This is a genomic window from Nostoc sp. (assembly GCF_041747015.1).
Taxonomy (GTDB): domain Bacteria; phylum Cyanobacteriota; class Cyanobacteriia; order Cyanobacteriales; family Nostocaceae; genus Nostoc.
The window spans coordinates 1-3,452 of the sequence record NZ_JBGTFY010000073.1 but is presented as its reverse complement, the minus strand read 5'-3'; the positions used below and the strand labels follow the sequence as shown (position 1 = coordinate 3,452).

At 45.5% G+C, this 3,452-nt stretch carries 1 protein-coding gene and 2 pseudogenes; 2 read left to right on the top strand and 1 reads right to left on the bottom strand.

Going from position 1 to position 3,452, the window contains the following annotated elements:
- Positions 1 to 572 precede the first annotated feature (572 nt).
- Positions 573 to 1,304 (top strand): annotated as a pseudogene (locus tag ACEW80_RS05760) (alpha-L-fucosidase).
- A gap of 38 nt (positions 1,305 to 1,342) precedes the next feature.
- Here the strand turns inward: ACEW80_RS05760 and ACEW80_RS05755 are convergent.
- Positions 1,343 to 1,831, bottom strand: a pseudogene (locus ACEW80_RS05755) (IS630 family transposase); the annotation flags it as partial.
- Positions 1,832 to 1,943: 112 nt separating this feature from the next.
- Here ACEW80_RS05755 and ACEW80_RS05750 point away from each other — a divergent pair.
- Entirely contained in the window at positions 1,944 to 3,290 is a 1,347-nt protein-coding gene (locus ACEW80_RS05750; RefSeq protein WP_373525673.1) for a UPF0236 family transposase-like protein, read from the top strand.
- The last annotated feature ends 162 nt before the right edge of the window (positions 3,291 to 3,452 follow it).

The window sequence follows — 3,452 nt, the reverse complement described above, 5'->3', positions numbered from 1 at the left end:
TAAAGGATATAAAATTGTTCCCAAGAATTCACTTAACGCACCCCTATAGCAATCCGTACGCGAGATAAAACCTTACGGCAAGGCGCACTATCAGAGATTAGGAAATTATGAACATGGTGAGAAAAGGACAGGTTTTAGGACATCCCTTGGGAGCCGTCAAAGAGCGAGTTATCTTCGTCCATCAAACCAGAGGAGTAATTGCATAATTGGAACTCCTGAAATAGAGGTTTTCCTTCCTCACAAAGTTTTTGCAACACAACCTGATTCTGTCACCACTATTGCCAAGGCTTAGACCTACTTTACGGACGAATTGCCCTCACTGTGGTGAGTTAGTCGTGTCACTGAAGTATAAATTTTATCCAATGTGCGGCAAGCCTTATAAAGCTGCTAATCAAAATCTCTGAACCCTAGACATAACAAGACTTACCAGTTTATGTTGCCTAAAATTACCCGGATCTCGGCTCAATATCTATTTGGACTTTGCAAATATAGGTACAGGTTTGTTGACTAGGCTGCAATAATAGCTTCATAGCAACTGCGATCGCTTTCAAAGCTAATTTTATGCAAAAAACTTGTTTGACACCGCTCGCTTCGGTATGTTCATTCACTGGGGTCACAGTAGCCAGCAGGGATGGGAATTATCGTGGCCCCTTGTGGGCGGTGTGTTTAGCTTGCCCTACTGCCAAGATGTGCCGATCGATCTGTATCACCAGAATGCCCACACTTTCAACCCTAGCGCCTACAATCCGCACGAGTGGGCGAGATTTGCACAGGAGTTGGGAATGCAGTACGCGATCTTAACCGTCAAGCATCACGATGGCTTTGCTTTGTTCCACACGCAACAGTCCGAGTTCTCAATCGAACACACGCCGTACCGTCAAGATATTGTGCAACAATTTCTCGATGCCATGTGATCGCACGGCATACGAGTTGGCTTGTACTTCTCGTTAAGCGATTGGCATCACCCAGACTATCCTGCTTTCACTGAAGCTGATAAGCCGTATCACTTTGCGCGCTTGCCGCAACCGTCACCCCAGCAATGGCAGCGCTATTGGGAGTTTCTGTTGGCTCAACTGCGCGAACTGCTCACAAACTACGGCGAAATTGACGTACTTTGGTTTGATGGCGGGTGGGAGCGCACGCCCGAACAGTGGCGAGCGTCTGACATACACCAGATGATTCGGCAACTCCAACCTCGCTGCTTGACGGGCGATCGCTTACCTGGCTGCGGTGACTTCGATACCAATACGGTTCGGTTAAGCCGAAAACCAGATAGACTAGGAGCGATCGTCCAAATGTACTGAGATGGAATGCAACTTAAAGAATTCTCACTGATATAGCGCTACGCAAACACGTTGGGACAATGTTTAAATGCGGCATCAACACAGTCGTGAAAGCTATCAAATTCGTTCCACCGCTGCCGCATCCAGTTTTTGAGTACAAACCACCAATGCTCGATCTTGTTCAAGTCTGGAGAATAGGGGGGAAGATACCATAACTCACATCCAGCCTCTGCCACCATCTCATCAATTGCCTGAGAGTGATGAAAACAAGCATTATCAATGACAATAACATTTCCCCTTTGCAATTGAGGAAGAAGACACTGCTGTAACCACATCTCGAACAAGTTGCGGTTACAGGAACAAACATTTGTCATCGGTGCGAACACCCTTCCTTGGCGTAGTGCTGCAATCCAACTGACCCTTTCAGTACGTTTACCGGATTTGAGAGCGTAAAATCTTTGCCCAACTTCGCAGTAGCCATAGAGGTAATCGTCACGATTGTCGATGCCTGCTTCATCAACGTAGACGATCGCATCGACCGTTTTTGTTGGGTGTGGTCAAAAGTAGTTGGTTGTAGATTAAGTTCCTCTTAGGAAAGCTTGGAGGCTCTTTATATGGCAGTGTGACAATTATGAATCTTGAGCAACTACTGACACTGCTATGACTACTGCTACAAATCCTAACTACACTGATGTTGTCCAAGAAATCGGACAAATGCTGTTTCAAGCACTGTGGGAGGGAGAGCCAAATTTAGATAAGAAGGTGCGGGAACTCGATAACATAATTAACCAACTCCTACGTAAGATAGGATTTATAGTAGTGTCGCTGCTTTTAGCTGAACTGGCAAGGCTTGTAACCAAAAGGGTTAAGGCAGCAGGTTTAACTATACATCGCTGTAAACGGATAAAGTATTTATCATTATTTGGGGCGATTGAAATTCCTTCTCCTTACCTGTGGAATAAGAACACACAAATTGGGGCACGTCCAGTTAAAGAGCAGTTGAGAATTGAGCATGGTGATCTTTCAAGGGCAGTGCAACGAGCCTTAACAGATTTTGGTGCGGAAGAATCCTTTGGACAAGCAGCTAAGAGATTTGAAGAACACTATGGATGGGAAATAAACCGTGCGAGTGTGCGCCGAGAAGTAGAGAAAATAGCGCGCTTGGCAGAGAAATTTGTGGAAGTTAAACTGTTCATAGCTAGGCTAAAGGCTTTAAAATCTCTCACGACTAGACCAAACATTGAGCAGCTATTAGTAGAACTAGATGGTTGTCATATTCGGACTGGCACTCTACTACCAGCAGAAAAAGCCGAAGTTACCAAAAAACGTCGGCTGCTCAAACGTAAGCGCGAATCAGACTGGAAAGAAGTGAGAGTAGGTTTAGTCCGTCCAGTGAGCGACAAGGAAAAACGGACTTATGTGGCACGAATGAGCAAGTATCCAGAAGTCGTTGGGCAATTAGTTAGCGCAGCGTATGACCAAGGGATGTCGAAGCAAACCCAAGTTTACGCCGTAGCTGATGGAGGCAATGGTCTACGCGAAGCACTTCAAGCACAGTTTCCGAATTTAACATTTATCCTAGACCGCCCCCATCTCAAACACCATCTTTACTCAGGTGCGGAAGCAATGGGGCTTACCGACGTTGAGCGCCACAAGTGGGTGAGTGGTAAACTTCATATAATTGACGCGGGGGATGTTAGGCAAGTAATCAGGACACTCAAGGGATCTCCGGGGCAAGGCAAGGAGCGTATCGCTAATTTATTTCAGTACCTCAAGCGATTTAGAGATGCTGTTAATTATGACTATTTTCGTGCAATGGGTTTACTCATCGGTTCTGGCGAAATCGCTCATCGCTCATCGATATATTCCCCAGAAGCGCCTCAAAATTCCAGGTGCAACTTGGCATCCAGATACAGTAAATCCCATGCTGGCGTGTGCGTATTGTTCGGGCTAATGGCTGGTGGGATGATTTTTGGACGAAACAATCAGCTTTCCACGAGAAACTAAATACATGAAAAAGCCCTTTTGTGTAATGCTGCATGAATCATGAGCCAAAACGAGCAGCTAACTGTAAAATCTACGGACTTTATACCAATTTAAATAGTATTGAGGGCAGATAGAGCATTCAGGATGAAAGAATACCCTGTAATGGAAGCAACTACTTCTGGT

What these genes read in the sequence shown, in the direction of transcription:
- ACEW80_RS05750 (WP_373525673.1), top strand. Translation starts at nt 1,944, where the DNA reads ATGACTACTGCTACAAATCCTAACTACACTGATGTTGTCCAAGAAATC.